This is a genomic window from Austwickia sp. TVS 96-490-7B, assembly GCF_019331795.1.
GTDB lineage: Bacteria > Actinomycetota > Actinomycetes > Actinomycetales > Dermatophilaceae > Austwickia.
In genome coordinates this window covers 246,951-262,836 of the sequence record NZ_JAHPZL010000001.1, presented here as the reverse complement: position 1 = coordinate 262,836, position 15,886 = coordinate 246,951, and the positions used below count along the sequence as shown (strand labels likewise).

Below are 15,886 nucleotides of genomic sequence, written 5' to 3'. Positions count from 1 at the left end.
AAATTCAATCAGAGGTGGGGGATCGCTCGGTGAGTGCATCCACAGGTCACAGGCTCAGCCCACATGCAGGTCCACCCGCTAGCGTCGATGACAGTATCTGCAACGGGGCGGCAGGGTGACGGGAACACCCAGTCCGGCACCGGGGCGTCTGCCGTCAGAGGGCGACGGCAGAGATTCGCAAACAGGAAGGTCCCGATCTGGTGGAGCTCACCGGTTTACCGTTCACGGCCACGATGATCTCGCTCGCCTTCATCTGCCTCTTCGTGGCGATCTGGGTGATGCCACAACTCGCCGGGACCTGGCTGAAAGCCATTTCCCGCGCCGGATTGCAGATTTTGGTCAACGTCATGGTCATCCTGGCCGTCGCCACCTACATGAACAGCAGCAACGGGTGGTATTCCTCCTGGTCTGACCTGATGGGCGCTGCCCCGAAGGAACAGGTCAAACAGGACGGCGACGCCGCCAAGGCCGCCGGTGTCCAGGTGCCTGGGGCTGCTCCGGCCGCGCCAGTTCCTACGTCGTACCCCCCGCTGCCCCAACCGGGCGAGCGCTTGCAGAAGTACACCTACACCGGAACCGAGAGCAAACTCACCGGACAGATCTGGGTCTATCTGCCACACGACTACGAAATGCCTGAGGCTAAGGACAAGCGCTACCCGGTCATCGAAGCTTTCCACGGTTTCCCGGGATCACCCTCAGGGTGGACCTCCAAGATGAACGCTCCCGTGCTCCTCGATGAAGCGAGCTCCAGCGGACGCATGCGCGACACCATTTTTGTCGCGCCGCAGATCACCATCCCCTCCGACGTCGACAGCGAATGCGTCAACGGCGACCCCGGCAAAGCCCAGATGGAGACCTGGGTGAGCAAGGACGTGCCCACCTTCATCCGTAAGCACTTCCGAGCCGAACCCCACCGAGACTCGTGGGCTGCGGTGGGATATTCCATCGGTGGCTACTGCGCGACTCTGATGGGAATGCATCACAGCGAAACCTTCGGAGCGATCGCCAACCTCGGTGGCTACGTCAAACCGGACTTTGCGACCGGCGCCCCCTGGGCTGCGGGAAGTCCTCGCGCCGCACGCTATGACCTGGTGGCTCAAATGAAAAACAAACCACCGGCAGTGGCCATGTATCTCCAGGTGGGCAAACAAAGTCCGTTCTGGCCCGATGTCGAAGCATTTATGGGCGCCACGCACGCCCCCACCTCCATGAAGTCGGTGGTGCTCCTCGACGGTGGTCACCGGTGGGATTTGTGGCAGAGCGAGACCCCGAAGGTCTTCGCTTGGCTCGGGCAGTCGATCCCCGGGTTTAAACCTCGCCATTGACCTGCCGACGGTACGACGGCGGGGGCGGCTGGAACCCCCAGTTCACCCGGAGTCAGGCCGCTGATCAGCGGTGAAACACCCAGCCGGACCTGCACTGAGCTGGTCTACCCGATCCGGGTGGGCCAGCTCAGCTGTTGTCTAGGACCCGACGGGTCACCAGGTTTTGCTCATGCAGCACCCCGGTGATCACCTGTTGCACTTCGTTGATGCGTTCTACCGTCGACTGGATCTGCGCCAAGGCACCCACCACGCTGTGAGCATCATTTTGGATCGCTCGCACCTGTGAACCCACCTCCTCCGTTGCTGACGACGTTTCCCGAGCTAATTCCTTGACCTCACCAGCGACCACCGCGAAACCCTTACCGGCCTCTCCAGCGCGGGCCGCTTCGATCGTCGCGTTCAACGCCAACAGATTGGTCTGCTCTGCGATCCCCGTGATGACTTTGACGACGGCACCGATCTCCCGGCTCGACGCGGACAGCTGCTCCACGATCGTGCTGGCATTACTGGTGATCTGTTGTGCTTGAGTCACTACGTCTGTGGCGAGTTGCACGTTGTGTTCCACATCGGTGATTGAGGACAGCAAATCTTGACCTGCGCCGCGGATCCGTGCTGTGGACCGTTGCCGGTCCAGCGAATCCGACACCAAAAAAGCGGTATTACGCAGCGCTTCTTTCCGATCGGGACTTAATACCATCGACGACGTACTGAAGAAATCCATCGTGCCTACGATTTCTCCGTCGATCCGTAACGGCACACACACCCCAGCTTTGACCCCGGCTCGACCAGCGGCGGGAGCCCGCACGCAATCAGTAACCAGCGACATATCAGGTTCAAAAACCAGGTCGCCGCTGCTCCACGTCCGCCCCGCTAATCCCACCCCCTTAGCGAACGTCGCGGAACGAGTCACCGTGCGGAACTCCTTGCCCGCATCACCCGACTCCACCTCAAACGCCAGCACACCCTCCGAGTTGATCCGCCACACCGACCCATAAGCCCACCCAAATTCGGTGCGGATGGTCTCCAACGCGGCCCGGACGGCGTCCTGTTCGTCCGCTGCGCTGTTGACATTGCGCAGCACTGCGCTGGTCGCCCGCAAATCCTGCCGGGACTCTTTGATCCGCTCAGCCGAACGCAACCTGCTCAACACCAGACCCAACGTGCACGCCACCATCCGCATCACCGGCACCACCCGAGGATCCAACGGATGATCAGAGACGAACTCGGCCACCCCCACCACCGCGTCATCCTCGGTCAAGGGAAACGCCAATGCCGAACGCATCCCCGCCTGCAACGCGAACTGGGCCGTTTCACCGCCAATATCAGCGATGTCCGCGACGAAAGCCACCCCTGCCGTCGACCATGCCTGCCCAGCCGCGCCCTCCCCGCGACGATACGTAAAACCCTGACCGCGTGACATGAACAGTTCCGGAATGACTCCTACCGACCGTTCAAACTCCAGCCGGTCATCAGAGGCGCTGACGCGCCAGACCACCCCAAACGTCCAACCGCCATCACGCACCAAATCCGCAAAACCCCGCTCAATGGCCTCGTCGAAAGTAGAAGCCGCGCAGCACCGTTGCACCGCGAGTGACACCGTGTCTAAATCCACTGGCCCGGCAGCTTCCTTACGGGGCATTTCCTGAGAGGTGCGTCGGGTGAACACGGCCATGAACGGCTCCTTCGACGTCGAAGATCCAGGACGGGGGCAACAGCTCTTGGCTGCCGTCAGCGGGCAACCATGACCCCATCGGCCAGGCGGAGCCAAACCCAAGACGACCCGATCACTTACGACCTCAACGGTGTTGGCGAAGCTGTCTGCGGCTGGGGACAGCGCCCGCCACATCCCGTCTGGAACTAACCCACAATCCACCCATGACCCGACGCCACCCGTACCGCCTCCGCGCGGGTGCCACCACCGGTTTTACCCATCGCTGCCGACAAATGATTGCGCACCGTCCCCTCAGACAAATGCACTCGCCGAGCGATCACCGCGACAGTCGACCCGTCCGCAGCAGCTTGCAACACCTCCGTCTCGCGGGGTGTCAGCGGAGACTCGCCAAAAGCCAGACTGTCCGCGGCGAGAGCTGGATCGACGACACGCAAACCCCCCGCGACCCGCCGTACGGCGTCAGCGAGCTCCTCAGCGGGAGTGTCTTTCACGACGAAGCCATGCGCGCCGCTGGTCATCGCGCGTTTGAGGAAACCCGGCCGTCCAAACGTCGTGACGACAAGAACCTTGATGTCGGGCCAAGCCTGACGTAACGCCGCCGTGGCAGCCAAGCCATCCATCCCTGGCATGTCAACGTCCATTAAAACGACATCGGGACGGTGGACGCGGCAAGCTTCCACCACCTGATCGCCGCGGCTCACCTGGGCGACCACGTCAAGATCATGTTCCATGTTGAGCAATGCAGCGATCGCACCTCGGACGAGAGCCTGGTCGTCAGCGAGGAGGAGCCGTAGCGTCATGGCTGTTCCTGCCCAGCCTCTGCGATGGCGTCCAGGCCGCAGGTGACAGAGTCGGCGGACATGATGAGGCGGAACCCGGGCCTGCTGTGGCTGTCGGGATGTGCGGGCCCGATATCAAGGCGAGCCTGAGCGAGGCGAGCCCGCTCCCGCAGTCCGTCAAGTCCATGCCCAGCAGAGGCCGTTGCGGTGCTGTCCGGCCCCACGCCGTTATCGATGACCGTCAGCTGGTCTCGGGTCACGGAGATGTCGCACTGTGTCGCCCGAGAATGGCGGACCACATTGGTGACTGCTTCCCGCACTGTCCACGCGAACAGATCGCGCAGATCGGGATGCACATCATCGACCACTCCGGGGAGGCGCGCGCGGATTCCAGCGTCAGTCAGGGCCTTTCGTGCTTGGACCAGCTCGGCTGACAATGAGACCTCCCGGTAGTTGTTGACGGTGGCACGCACATCACTGAGTGCGGCGCGCGCCAATATCTCCACATCAGCTAGCTCTCGACGAGCAGCATCAGTGTCCCGATCGAGAAGCTTTCCCGCCAGTTCCGCTTTGACCGCAATGACTGTCAGAGAATGTCCAAGAATGTCATGCAGGTCACGAGCCATCCGGTTGCGCTCGTTATGGATCTGTAAAGCGACAATGTCTCGTTGATACCGCTGGGTGAGCGCGTGACGGCCCGCAGAAAATTTCGCCGTGATGACACTTGCTGCTGCGATAACTGTCCCTATGAGCACTCCGTCGATATCAGCCCCGCGAGTCACCCCACCCACGTCATACCACAGCCCCGCGACGAGGATCCCCACGATCGGCAATGACACCCAGGCCGGTGCTGCCGCCACCACCGCCACCGCGAGATAGGGCAACAACGCCAACCCCGCCGGGCCGATGACCAGATAAGCGCTGACAGCAGCTATCCCAGCGACCGCTGTCCCGATCCAGACCGCTCGACTCGGCCTGGTCTCCGTGGCGACGGCAAGGAACCCCGCAAAGGTCGCTACGGCGTAACCTGTCGCGCCGACGAGATACAGCCCGACCGTGAGCCACCCAACACTGCCACCGCGTCGCCCCGCATCCACGACACTCGGCACCAAGAGGCTCAGCCAAAAAACTGTCCACCAGACGCCGACCAGGGACTCACTTCGACCCCTCACATGCCGCCGTAGATCCATGATGCTCCTGACGGTGTCTTCGTGACTGCTGGCCTTCGTGACGACTGACATTGCAGGTCAGACGCGTGCGGTGTCCTTGCTCATACGCCATGCTGCTCCCACAGCGAACACCGCCAACCATCCTGCCGCGTTAATGACCGAGGTCCAGGCCAACGTGCCCTCGCCATATGGGGCTAACGCTATTTCGTGAATGCCATACATGGGGGTGTATGGCGCGATGGTCTGCACTATATCTGCCATCTGATTTAATGGCATAAATAAGCCACCAAAGAACGCCAGAAGCGCCATTGATGGGCCAATGACCTTCATGGCGTTCTCCGAGCGGAACATGTAACCCATGAACAGACCAAAAGCAGAAAAGATCGCAGAGCCCACCCATGTCACCACGCCAGTGCTGAACCATAAATCCACCGGCATCCGTACGCCGGAAATCGCAGCAGCAACATACACGGACGTGATGGATAGAGCCCCAGCTAGCATGCCGGTGAAACATTTCACCGCGATATACGTCGCGGGTTGCAATGGAGTGAGACGGAGCTGCCGGCTCCACCCCGTGGCCCGTTCGGTGGACACGGCGGTCCCTGCAGACATCGTGGAAATCAGCGCTCCATACAAGGCCATCCCAGTCATGATGTTTGCCCCCACAGTGCCTCGCCCATAAGGAAGATCAGCATAAGCCGGGTTGCGGCCCCACATCAGAAAAAATGCGACCGGCATCAGCACTGCAAAACCTAGAGCGCTCCGATCACGCAGCACTCGACGGATCTCAACCCGCAGCAACGCCCGATTCATGCCCCCAGCCACCACCCGGCGGGCAGCGACCTCAGTAGCGACATCACGACGTACAACATCAACGGCACTCATCGGACGTCACCGGTCAACGCCAAAAATGCATCATCCAAACCGGGAGACATAATTTCCAGATCATGCGCCAACCGATCTCGGAGCAACACGTGAGCCACCCCGTCAGAATCGTCCGTCGTCACCATTAACGTCGACCCGCGAACCTCGACATCGGCCACCTTCAGGCCCGCCAACGCCGTACGCACTGCCGCCTCGTCTGCGTCTTCTAGTGTGGCGCGCACCTTGCGCCCCGCCACTGTCGACCGAATCTGGGCGACCGTCCCATCAGCAACGATCCGGCCATGAGACATCAACACAATCCGGTCGGCATAGGTATCAGCCTCCTCCAAATAGTGCGTGGCAAAAAGCACCGTCCGACCTGCCTGAGCGTCAGCGTGGATCGCGCCCCAAAACCGCCGACGCCCCTCCACGTCCATCCCTGTCGTCGGCTCGTCAAGAACCAACAACAACGGATCGTTGACCAACGCCATTGCAAACCGAATCCGCTGCTGCTCACCCCCAGAGCACGTCCGCACCTTCCGCCCCGCTAAATGCGCGATGCCAGCAAAGGACAGGATCTGCTCAGGAGGCAAAGATTGCGCAAACAGACCACCGGTGAGCTCTACGATCTCCCGGACCGTCAGATCCGGGAGCAAACCGCCGCTCTGCAACACCGCAGAGACCAACCCGCGCTCCACCGCAGCTCGAGGGCGCAACCCAAACACCTCGACCTCACCCTCATCAGGGCGGCCCAAACCGAGAACCATGTCAATCAGGCTGGTCTTTCCCGCGCCATTCGGCCCGAGAAACGCAACGACCTCACCAGGGCAGACAGTCAAATCCACCCCCGCCACCGCGTGGACCTCGCCGTACCGACGAGACAAGCCCCGTGCCGATATTGCGGCGAGCGGGGGAGGTGCCGGTGCGGCCACGGCAGAGGTAGATGCGTGTGAGATCCCAGTCATGACCTCTACGATCCGACTGGTCAGTGACCAGCGCCTGGCCGGATCGTCACAAAAGAACCCTGACATTCGTCATGGCCGAGACCATCACGAGTGGCGTTGAGTGGCATGCCCGCTCCGTGTAACCCGCACCGGCCGCGCTGACCTGTCCTGCGGGACCTGACGCCGAGGCACCTGCGATGGAATCGGTTCATCCGGGCGGCGCAGTCGCGGACGGACCAAGCCAAGCTCGATCGACCGAACCAACAACTGCACCCGACTATCCACCCCTAATTTCGTGGTGAGCTGAATGATGCGGGACTTCACCGCAGCTTCAGTGATGCACAACTCAGTGGCCATCTCAGCGTTTGACAAGCCCTGCGCTAACAAATTCAGGACATCGCTTTCCCGGGCAGTCAACGACGCTGCCGGATCATCCGGGCACGCCACCGCCGACGACCGAGCCAACGACGGACGTGCCCGCACCGCCTCCACCAGCGCCGCCGTCACCGCCGACGACAACACATGACGTCCGGCAAGCACATCCCTGATAGCAGGGACCAGCGCGCGCGGATCTCCACTTTTCGACAGATAGCCCGCCGCTCCAGCACACAACGCGGGTACGACGGCCTCCGGTGAGGTGAACGTGGTCACCGCGATCACCTTCACCGTCGGATCTGTCGACGTGATCCGACGAGTCGCATCGATGCCATTCATCACCGGCAACTGCAGATCCATCAAAATCACATCAGGGCTCAACGATTCAGCCTGTTCGATCGCTTCAACACCAGTGCGCGCCACCCCGACAACGGTCATATCCGCAGCAGCGCGAATCAGACGTTCCAGCGCGTCCAGGATGAGCTGCTGATCCTCCACGATCAGCACTCGAGTCATCGGCATGTTCACTCCTGTCCTGGTTCGATGAATGGCTGATGACGGCGCCGAGGCCGTCCCGTGTCGCGGTGTTGGCTCACCTGCCGACAAAACATCAATCCGCCGTACGTCGTCTCCCTCCGGGGAGGAAAGACACCCCAGTGGTTGACAACATGACTGCGGCGGACTCACCCCCACGATGAGCCCGCCGCAGTTTTCGCCAGCGCCTCCGGCCCCACACCGGCGCGTCGTCGTCTGTGATGTATCAGAGCGCTTCGTCGAGACGCTCCAAGCCGGCCATCTCGCGCAATGTCGCGTCGATGGCAAGCGTCAAACCGTATTCAATCGAGCTGACACCGCACGTCGGGCAGATCGCCGCAGCAACACCTGGGTAGCTGTCGCCCTCAGCGACATCCAACGCCGTCGAATTCGCTGCTGAACACGTCGGGCAGTGGTCGAGAAGAGAAGAAGCAGTCACTCCGGGCGTTTCCACAACTGCCGCTGCGCGGGTCGCGACGCGGCGACGACCGTGCGTGGAGTTGGTGCGGCTGATCGTCGCGCCCTGAGTGGTGTCCATGATCTTTCTCCCCTGGTAAGTGGTCCTCGGGTGAAGCCTTACGTTGGCCTTCACGCTGTGCCTTTCGGCCCTCTGACGTGCGCTCTAAGGGCGACGATGAGCAATTTAACAACTCTTGAACATGTTTACTCTTCCCATTCCAGATCCTCTCCTTCCCCACACACCAGGCGGAGCTGAAATGGATCAAGTCGTCCATATGAGTGCCGCCGGACCGTGTGGGCGTTCGCTGAACCGTCTGGACCGTGTGGGTGTTTGCCGGACTGTGTGGGTGTTTGCCGGTCTGCGTTGGTGTTCGCTGGCCCCTGGAGTCGTCGAACGTGCCCTGTGAGACCTACGCAGAAACCCGCCCGTGGGCGGGTTTGGTGGGTGGTGTCTTGGGGTTTCGTGTCGAAATGTCGCCCGTGGGCGGGTTTGCTTGGCTGGGATGTCGCCCGTGGGCGGGTTTGGTGGGTGGTGTCTTGGGGTTTCGTGTCGAAATGTCGCCCGTGGGCGGGTTTGCTTGGCTGGGATGTCGCCCGTGGGCGGGTTTGGTGGGTGGTGTCCTGGGGTTTTGTGTCGAAATGTCGCCCGTGGGCGGGTTTGCTTGGCGGGGATGTCGCCCGTGGGCGGGTTTGGCGGGTGGTGTCCTGGGGTTTCGTGTCGAAATGTCGCCCGTGGGCGGGTTTGGTGGGGGTATGGGGGTGGTGTCGCCTGTGGAGACATGGACAGGCCCTGTGGAGACATGGACAGGCCCTGTGGACACGGACAGGCCCCCGATCGTCAACGCGATCGGGGGCCTGCCAGGACGAGGGAGTGCGGCGGTCCAGCCGGGGTTCACGCAGAGGTGGCATGCGGTACGGCGATGGTGTCGGCGGAGGCGAACACGGCTTGGCTGAGGGCATCCCAGCCGTGGGCGTCGTGCACGAGGGCGTCGATGGCGAGGGTGAGGCCGTAGTCGATGCTGGTGATGCCGCAGTCATGGCAGGTGGCTGGGGCGACGCCTGAGGTTGTCGTGGCAGTGTCATCGGGGGAGTCGGCGGTCAGCCCGCACGTGGGACAGGGTGTGGTGTGTTGCGGTTCGTGGGCAGCTCCGCCGATGGCCCAGCGGGTGTCGGTGCGACGGTCGGGGCGGATGCGGTGGACGTTGTCGGTTGGGGCGGTGTGACGGCGTGCAGCACTCATGGCGGGACTCCTCGTCGGTGGGTTCCGGCTGATGCGGCCGGGAAGGTGAAATCTGTGGAAGGGCGATGGCCTCGTCGGCGGTGGTGTCGCCGTCAGGTCGGTGGCGTCAGCCGGGGTGTCCGGGGCGGTGGCCTGTGTTGCTGTGAGGTTTCGCTCGTGTCACCGTGCTCATCGGTGGGTGACTGGATGGGGTGAGAAGGTGGGTCTTTTATTGACGAAGTCTTGACGTTCCTTACGCATTGGTGGCCTTTTCGTTGGTATTCCTCGAAGGAAGTTTCCGCAGGTCAGACAGGGTGTAAGGGTCTTGCCCAACGAGTTGACGCTGCCGTGGCCCTCCCGAATGCCCTTGAAATAACACAGGGTTGGGGCGCCGATATCAATGTGTTGTGGCACACGCTGGTGTGCCTGGTATGTCGAAGGTGGCTGTCGCCGATATCGTCGAGTCACGCGTGGGATCGATGCCGGTGGGAGTGGACATGCGGACGGTGGGTGTACGTCGTGCGTGGCTGTTCTGCGCGGTGATCATGACGGTGGCGACTGCGGCTACTGCGGTGGGGATGCCGACGGTACGTCGCTGGGTGGAGCCGGTGGGGGCCCCGGTGGATGGGGTAGCGATCGCGTTGGCTGGTGGGGGCGTGTCGGCGGGACCGTCAGCGGGGGTGTCTGTGGGTGGGGGGCGTGCCGTGTCTTCGGCTGGGGGAGCGCAGACTGCGCGCCCGTCTCGGTCGGTGGCGGGGCGGGTGGGCCCGGGGCAGGTGCCGGTTGCGGCGGAGACATTAGTGACGGGTTCGGAGGGGCCGGGGTATGGCGCGTCGACGACGGCGGGCACGTCTGCATCGGGGATGTGGCCGTCGGTGCCTTTGGGGCCGGATGACAGGGAGGACCCAGATGCGGTGATCCGTCGTCCGCCTGACCATGATTTCGGCAGTGGGTTCCACGGTGATTACGGCGTGTATCGCCGGGAGACGTCGGCGCCGGAGCAGTTGCGTGCTGCAGCGGCTGCATCGAATGGGTGTTTGATCGTGGGGGATTCGATGGCGACTTTTGTGGTGAAGGACATGGTGGAGCAGTTGCGTGTCGATCCAGGCGTGGAGTGTGCCTATGACACGTGGCCAGGGCGTCCCACCGAGGGTACGGCGAACGCTCTGTTGGACATCGGCCGTCGGTATGGCTTGCCGCGGCGGGTGGTGGTGTTTTCCGGAAGTAATGACATCTTCAATCCGCCGTTGTTCGCGCCACAGATGGATCGGTTGTTGCGGGGGGTGGGGACGGGGCGTGAGGTGTTTTGGGTGACCACGTTCATCTCTCGGCATCCGGGGACTTCCCGTGGCGACGCCGATACCCGGTTGACGTCGTGGATTAACCGGGATATTCGGTCGGCTGCTGCCCGACATCCGGGGGTCACTGTCGTGTCCTGGGATGGTCTTTTTGCGGGGGGACCAGAGACGGTGCGGTCGTTGTTGAAAGATGGGTTGCATCCGAACCGTGCGGGCACCGAAGCGATGATCGGTGTCGTCCGGGCGGCAATGTCTTCCCCGTGATGAGGCGGCCGCGGCTCGTTCACGACGGACGGTCTTGATGGGGCATCGGTCTCTACGACGCGACGTCTCAGCGTTCCGGAGGTAAACCAGAGGTCAGCTTTTCGGATCGCTGTGGTATTTCACATAGTTTTGTCGCTTCAATCACCGCACGTCGAGGCCTTCAGGTCACGATACTGGCGTCATGACGCCCGCCACTGCCACATTGGCTTCCTATGGTCCCCACACACTGACGCCATACGTCGAGGAGGCTGTTGCTCTCGCGCGACGTTGGTATGACGCTACTGAAGAAGGACAGACCTCGTCCGAACGAGCTACGTCGACGCAACTGGCTTCGCTGGTGCGTGACGAGACCGGGCTGGATCTGGCAGTGACCTTCGTCGATCGGGTCGCTCGTCCAGAGGATTCTCATGTCGCCGCGCGTGACCTTTCCCGGATCTCTCCTCGTGATGCCGCCGGATTCCTCGGGAAGATCGACTTGAGTTTGCTCGCGATGGGCACGGTTGTCGCCCCGATGGCTCCGCCGGTGGTGGTGCCGTTGGCGCGGTGGCGTCTTCGCCAGATCATCGGGCATCTGGTCGTCGACTCCCGTGACCCTCAGTTGGGTCGGCATTTGGCGGCGCAACGTGCCCAAGGCTTCCGGCAAAACGTCAACCTCCTCGGTGAGGCTGTCCTGGGGGAGCGGGAGGCCGCCAGCCGCACCCGCCGTACGACGGCGCTGCTGGAACGCGACGACGTCGACTACGTCTCCATCAAGGTCAGCTCGTTGGTGTCGCAGATTTCCACCTGGGACACCGAAGGCACCGTGCAGCGCTGCATTGACCGGCTTCGCCCGCTCTATCAGGTCGCCAATCAGAAGTCCCCGAAGTCGTTTGTGAACCTGGATATGGAGGAATACCGCGACCTCGACCTGACCATCGACCTGTTCACTCGCCTCCTGGACGAGGATGAATTCCTTGATCTGGAAGCTGGAATCGTATTGCAGGCGTACCTGCCTGACGCTTTGCCCGCGATGGAACGTCTCATCACCTGGGCGCGGGCCCGACGGGCTCGGGGTGGCGCACCCATCAAGATCCGCCTGGTCAAAGGCGCCAACCTGGCGATGGAGCAGGTGGAAGCCATCGTGCACGGGTGGCGGCAAGCGCCGTACACCACCAAAGCCGACGTCGACGCGAACTATCTGATGTGCGTCGAACGGGCGTTGCGCCCCGACGTCGTGGACGCGGTCCGTCTCGGCGTGGCCAGCCATAACCTTTTTGATGTGGCGATCGCCCACCTGCTCAGCAAAGACCGTGGCGTGGATCAAGCCCTCGATGTGGAAATGTTGCAGGGGATGGCGCCAGCACAGTCACGCGCGGTGAAAGCGGACGTCGGGACCGTGTTGCTCTACACCCCGGTGGTCGCTCCGGAGGACTTCGACGTCGCCGTGTCTTATCTGATCCGGCGGTTGGAGGAGAACGCGACGGAGGAAAACTTCCTTCACGCTCTGTTCTCCCTCCCGGAGACCAACGGCCACCAGCGCCACAACGGCCACAACGGCCACCAGCGCCACAACGGCCACAACGGCCACAACGGCACCCCGATGGACGATCAGGAACACCGTTTCCGTGACTCAGTGACCCGCGCCCTCGACGTCCCGGTCGGCGCGCGACGCACCACCGAACGACCAGCCATCACAGCGACGTTCGACAACACACCCGATTCGGATCCGTCGCTGCCCGCCACCCGGTCCTGGGCCCGCGCTGTCCTCGATGCCACCCCACCGCCGCTGCACAGCCCGGTCCTCAACGGTACTGGCGACGTCGACGCGATCGTGAGGCAAGCCGTTGAGGCCCACCACGCCTGGGCGGCCCGTCCGGTCACCGAACGCGCCGACATCCTGCGCGAAGCCGCCCGCGAATTGGAGCGGCGCCGCGGCGAACTCATCACCGTCATGGCCGCTGAGGGGGGGAAAACGGTCGCTGAAGCCGACCCCGAAGTTTCTGAAGCCATCGATTTCGCCCGCTACTACGCCGACCGGGCTCTCGACCTCACCCACGGACCGGCTGCAGATGGCGCCACGTTCACTCCCGGCAAAGTGGTCTTGGTCACTCCGCCGTGGAACTTCCCCGTCGCGATCCCGCTCGGCGGGGTCCTTGCAGCCCTCGCTGCCGGTTCTGCTGTCATCATCAAACCGGCCCACCCCACCGTCGGATGCGTCGAAGTGGGTGTCGAAGCGCTTTACGAAGCGGGTATCCCCCGCGAGGCTTTGCACGTCGTACGGGCTGCGGACCGACCCACCGGCCGGGCTCTCGTGGAGCATCGCGACATCGAAACGGTCATCCTCACCGGGTCCAGTGAGACCGGAAAACTGTTTACCTCCTGGCGCACGGGAATGCCGTTGGGGCCGCGAGTGTACGGCGAAACCTCCGGTAAAAACGCGCTGATCATCACCCCGTCCGCGGATCTTGACCTGGCGGTCGCCGACCTCGTCCGGTCTGCTTTTGGACATGCTGGGCAGAAATGTTCCGCAGCGTCCCTGGGCATCCTCGTCGGATCTGTCGCCACCTCGGAACGGTTCCGCCGTCAACTCATCGACGCCGTATCCTCCCTGCGCGTCGGCTGGCCTGGCGACCTGAGCACCACGATGGGGCCGATCATCGAACCGCCCGACGGCAAGCTGTTGCGCGCCCTGACCACCCTTGAGCCCGGCGAGAGTTGGCTCGTTGAACCCCGCCAACTCGATGACAGCGGCCGATTGTGGAGCCCCGGCCTGAAAGAAGGTGTCCGTCCTGGCTCGTTCTTCCACCTCACTGAAGTTTTTGGTCCCGTCCTGGGTCTGATGACCGCTGACTCCCTCGACCAGGCCATCACCTGGCAGAACGCCACGTCGTTTGGTTTGACCGGTGGCCTGCACAGCCTCGACGAACGAGAAATCGACCACTGGCTCGACCGCGTTGACGTCGGCAACGCCTACGTCAACCGGCACATCACCGGTGCCATTGTGCGGCGCCAATCCTTCGGCGGATGGAAACAATCCGTGATGGGTCCGGGCGCCAAAGCGGGTGGACCCAACTATGTGGCTCAACTCGGCACCTGGCACGCCGATGGTCTGCCCCGCCAGATCGCTGAACCCAGCGACCACGTCAGGGCCACCCTGAAGTCGTTGCTGCCATTGCTCCCGGAGCGCGCGGAGCGGACCTGGCTGCGCGCCGCCGCCGGGTCTGACGCGTACGCCATGGACACCGAATTTTCGCGGGAGGTCGACGACTCCGAGTTGGTCGTGGAATCCAACGTGTTCCGCTACCGCCCTCATCCGCACGTGTGGATCCGCACCACTCCTGGGTGTCGGCTCGCTGAGGTGTTCCGGATGGTCCTCGGTGGTCTTGCCGCTGGTGCTCCGATCCGGGTCAGTTTGGACGCGCAGACGTCGGCGTACCTCAAAGGACTCGACGGGCACGACGACGAGGTCACCGCCGCGTTGCGTGCGTTCAGTCGGTACGTCGACCGCGCCGAGACGGATGACCAATTCCTTGCCCGCATTGAACGCGGACAGGTCAGTGGACGTGTCCGACTGGTCGGTGACGCGCCGGAACTGGTGCGGGAAATGGCGGCGGAAGACGTTACCGCTTTCACTGGTGAGGTGCTGGCCACCGGACGGCGTGAACTGCTCGTGATGTTGCGCGAACAAGCAGTGAGCCGGACCATGCACCGGTTCGGGCACGTTCCCGGCACCAAACCGGGCAGCAACCCGGTTAACTGAGGAGCTCCGCTCAAGGCCCGGACGGTGTGTGCTGTGCAAGCGTGATGGAGCAGCACACACCGTGGCTTGACAGGCGCTCTATTAATTCAAATTAGCTGAATAAGCTGAATGAAATGTCCAATTTGTCAGATATGCGTTACTTAAAACATCAACTTTGAAACTGGTGATGCCAGAGATGACTTATGATTAGATTGTTGATGGCTGGAGAGAAGCTCTTGCTGAACGGTCCTGCCGTGACTGGTCTTGCTCTGACTAGTCACCCAACAAAAAGAGAGCTATGTTGTTACAAAAATCAGTGACGTCTGCTGCTGCCATCGGTCTGGCGGTTTGTTCGCTAGCTGCAGTGGTGCCAGCACACGCCTCCCAGACCTCAGGGAGCCTCACTGTGAGTTGCGACGCGACAGTGGTCGATACTGTGACGTCCGTTTACCACACCCAAGGCTACTTGGGGATCAGGCAGCGGACTGATAATCCAGGAACGTACACTTTCTGGGCTAAATCTGCATCTGGAAATAATTTGCCCCCAGTCAATGCAGACTCAGGTGCTTCGAATTTTTCGGGGTGGAGTGACGTGAAAGCGTCAACTTACACATTCTTTACACATCGAGCATCTTCGCAAAACTGCAATGGGTGGCTCCCTGGGGATGGCAATACTCAGATGGCCTATCGCGTTAGCTTCTGATTTCCATAGTTAAAAGGCGGGCATGATTAATGAGTACATCATCAGTTCGGCGCCGGAGTCACTATGTCATCGGCGTGGTTCTAAGCTTGGGGGCACTGATGCCCGTCGTTGCAGGATGCTCTGGGGAACCTGCGAAAATAGAGCCAACTGACTCTATTTTCGCAGGCCTTCCCAATGAAACAGTTAAAGAGGTTATAGATAATCCTAAGGCGCAAAAAAACGTGGCTGACGTTAAAGATGTCGAATCGCGAAACTCGCTTTGGCAAGGCATGGTGCGAAACTTCATAGAGTGCCGCGCTGCAGCAAAGGCTTATCAGAGTTGGAAGAACACGGGGCAGCCTCCTCAGCTTCCTCCACCGCCAGTCCCAAAAACACCACTTCAGCCTTCTGATTCAGATATGAGCAACTTCCGAAAAGACATGATAAAGAATATCCAAAGTGGCGATCCTCAAATTTTAAAAAAAATGATCACAGGTACCGGAAGTTGTGGTGAGTGGATCCCTATGAAGCCCGGCGATAGTAGTGGTCAGACCATCGCACAAAGTATCGAGAGCCACTCTTGA

12 protein-coding genes are annotated in these 15,886 nt (G+C 61.8%); 4 read left to right on the top strand and 8 right to left on the bottom strand.

Annotation, left to right across the window (positions count from 1 at the left end; translation table 11 throughout):
- Positions 1-233: 233 nt before the first annotated feature.
- The gene (locus KEM60_RS01175; protein ID WP_219105660.1) at positions 234-1,325 is read left to right on the top strand and encodes an esterase family protein; all 1,092 of its coding nucleotides are present in this window, start codon (positions 234-236) and stop codon (positions 1,323-1,325) included.
- 127 nt (positions 1,326-1,452) lie between these two features.
- Here the strand turns inward: KEM60_RS01175 and KEM60_RS16745 are convergent, their stop codons facing one another.
- The 8 genes from KEM60_RS16745 to KEM60_RS01135 form a co-directional block, all read right to left on the bottom strand.
- On the bottom strand, positions 1,453-2,997 hold the full coding sequence (locus KEM60_RS16745; protein ID WP_304502039.1) for a methyl-accepting chemotaxis protein: 1,545 nt from the start codon (positions 2,995-2,997) through the stop codon (positions 1,453-1,455).
- Positions 2,998-3,182: 185 nt separating this feature from the next.
- Positions 3,183-3,797, bottom strand: a complete 615-nt coding sequence (locus KEM60_RS01165; protein ID WP_219105659.1) for a response regulator transcription factor — start codon at positions 3,795-3,797, stop codon at positions 3,183-3,185.
- The gene (locus KEM60_RS01160) at positions 3,794-4,885 is read right to left on the bottom strand and encodes a sensor histidine kinase (protein ID WP_219105658.1); all 1,092 of its coding nucleotides are present in this window, start codon (positions 4,883-4,885) and stop codon (positions 3,794-3,796) included. Before KEM60_RS01160 ends, KEM60_RS01165 begins: the two co-directional genes overlap by 4 nt.
- Positions 4,886-5,023: 138 nt before the next feature.
- Entirely contained in the window at positions 5,024-5,830 is an 807-nt protein-coding gene (locus tag KEM60_RS01155) for an ABC transporter permease (RefSeq protein ID WP_219105657.1), read from the bottom strand.
- Positions 5,827-6,774, bottom strand: coding sequence for an ABC transporter ATP-binding protein (locus tag KEM60_RS01150; RefSeq protein WP_219105656.1), 948 nt, complete (start codon positions 6,772-6,774; stop codon positions 5,827-5,829). The genes KEM60_RS01155 and KEM60_RS01150 overlap by 4 nt, the downstream gene beginning before the upstream one ends.
- An 84-nt stretch (positions 6,775-6,858) precedes the next feature.
- On the bottom strand, positions 6,859-7,650 hold the full coding sequence (locus KEM60_RS01145; protein ID WP_219105655.1) for a response regulator transcription factor: 792 nt from the start codon (positions 7,648-7,650) through the stop codon (positions 6,859-6,861).
- 238 nt (positions 7,651-7,888) lie between these two features.
- The gene (locus KEM60_RS01140; protein ID WP_219105654.1) at positions 7,889-8,200 is read right to left on the bottom strand and encodes a hypothetical protein; all 312 of its coding nucleotides are present in this window, start codon (positions 8,198-8,200) and stop codon (positions 7,889-7,891) included.
- 813 nt (positions 8,201-9,013) lie between these two features.
- Positions 9,014-9,361 carry a hypothetical protein gene (locus KEM60_RS01135; RefSeq protein WP_219105653.1) on the bottom strand — a complete coding sequence of 116 codons (348 nt, stop codon included), beginning with the start codon at positions 9,359-9,361 and terminating at the stop codon, positions 9,014-9,016.
- Positions 9,362-9,771: 410 nt separating this feature from the next.
- Here KEM60_RS01135 and KEM60_RS01130 point away from each other — a divergent pair, with 410 nt between their 5' ends.
- The 3 genes from KEM60_RS01130 (at position 9,772) to KEM60_RS01120 (ending at position 15,886) form a co-directional block, all read left to right on the top strand.
- Positions 9,772-10,902, top strand: coding sequence for a GDSL-type esterase/lipase family protein (locus KEM60_RS01130; RefSeq protein WP_219105652.1), 1,131 nt, complete (start codon positions 9,772-9,774; stop codon positions 10,900-10,902).
- A 181-nt stretch (positions 10,903-11,083) separates the two neighbouring features.
- Positions 11,084-14,641 (top strand): bifunctional proline dehydrogenase/L-glutamate gamma-semialdehyde dehydrogenase, encoded by a 3,558-nt coding sequence (locus KEM60_RS01125; RefSeq protein WP_219105651.1) that lies wholly within the window; start codon positions 11,084-11,086, stop codon positions 14,639-14,641.
- Positions 14,642-15,421: 780 nt separating this feature from the next.
- On the top strand, positions 15,422-15,886 hold the full coding sequence (locus KEM60_RS01120) for a hypothetical protein (protein ID WP_219105650.1): 465 nt from the start codon (positions 15,422-15,424) through the stop codon (positions 15,884-15,886).

Bases quoted from the DNA above. Each gene is read 5' to 3' on its own strand.
- KEM60_RS01175 (WP_219105660.1), top strand. From the start codon at position 234: ATGATCTCGCTCGCCTTCATCTGCCTCTTCGTGGCGATCTGGGTGATG.
- KEM60_RS01140 (WP_219105654.1), bottom strand. From the start codon at position 8,200: ATGGACACCACTCAGGGCGCGACGATCAGCCGCACCAACTCCACGCAC.
- KEM60_RS01135 (WP_219105653.1), bottom strand. From the start codon at position 9,361: ATGAGTGCTGCACGCCGTCACACCGCCCCAACCGACAACGTCCACCGC.
- KEM60_RS01120 (WP_219105650.1), top strand. From the start codon at position 15,422: ATGCCCGTCGTTGCAGGATGCTCTGGGGAACCTGCGAAAATAGAGCCA.
- KEM60_RS16745 (WP_304502039.1), bottom strand. From the start codon at position 2,997: ATGGCCGTGTTCACCCGACGCACCTCTCAGGAAATGCCCCGTAAGGAA.
- KEM60_RS01125 (WP_219105651.1), top strand. From the start codon at position 11,084: ATGACGCCCGCCACTGCCACATTGGCTTCCTATGGTCCCCACACACTG.
- KEM60_RS01130 (WP_219105652.1), top strand. From the start codon at position 9,772: ATGTCGAAGGTGGCTGTCGCCGATATCGTCGAGTCACGCGTGGGATCG.
- KEM60_RS01145 (WP_219105655.1), bottom strand. From the start codon at position 7,650: ATGCCGATGACTCGAGTGCTGATCGTGGAGGATCAGCAGCTCATCCTG.
- KEM60_RS01165 (WP_219105659.1), bottom strand. From the start codon at position 3,797: ATGACGCTACGGCTCCTCCTCGCTGACGACCAGGCTCTCGTCCGAGGT.
- KEM60_RS01155 (WP_219105657.1), bottom strand. From the start codon at position 5,830: ATGAGTGCCGTTGATGTTGTACGTCGTGATGTCGCTACTGAGGTCGCT.
- KEM60_RS01150 (WP_219105656.1), bottom strand. From the start codon at position 6,774: ATGACTGGGATCTCACACGCATCTACCTCTGCCGTGGCCGCACCGGCA.